At 32.6% G+C, this 669-nt stretch carries 1 protein-coding gene; it reads left to right on the top strand.

The features are described from left to right. The coding region (locus QI30_RS19075) for a DEAD/DEAH box helicase family protein (protein WP_370323642.1) at positions 1 to 669 on the top strand (669 nt) is incomplete at both ends.

Raw genomic sequence — 669 nt, 5'->3', positions numbered from 1 at the left:
AATGATTTAATCTTCGAAACCAAATGGGACTGTGTAATTGTTGATGAAGCACACGAAGGTAATAAAACACCTCTAGCTAAGGCCGTACATAAAAATCTTGAACGCTCCTTTACCCTTGAATTATCTGGGACACCATTTAATCTCTTTGAAGATTACGAGGATGAAGCAGATATTTATACGTGGGACTATGTTATGGAACAACAAGCTAAGTATGAGTGGGATCAAAATAATTTTGGTGATTCAAATCCATACGCAAGCTTACCTAAATTATCTATTTTTACATATCACCTTGATAAAGAATTCATCAATCATCAATATGTTGATATTGAAGATAAAGCTTTTAACTTCAGAGAATTCTTCAGAACGTATGACAATAATGAGCCAAACTTTTCATTACGTGGGAAATTTGTTCACGAAAAAGATGTATGGGATTTTTTAAATTTAATTTCTAAAAAAGACCGTTATGAAGAACATCAGACAAACTTCCCTTTTTCAACAGATTATTATCGCGACAATTTAAGAAATACACTTTGGTTAGTACCAGGTGTTCAAGAGGCTCGTGCTTTAAGCGAATTAATGAAAGAACATGATGTATTTAGCCAATTTGATATTATTAACGTTGCTGGTTCAGGAGATAATGATTCAGAAAATATAGAAGCTTTAGAGAAA

Source organism: Candidatus Kurthia intestinigallinarum, assembly GCF_003991225.1.
In the GTDB taxonomy this organism is placed as follows: domain Bacteria; phylum Bacillota; class Bacilli; order Bacillales_A; family Planococcaceae; genus Kurthia; species Kurthia populi.
The sequence above is the reverse complement of the archived record's forward strand: the minus strand, read 5'-3'. Positions and strand labels throughout refer to the sequence as shown.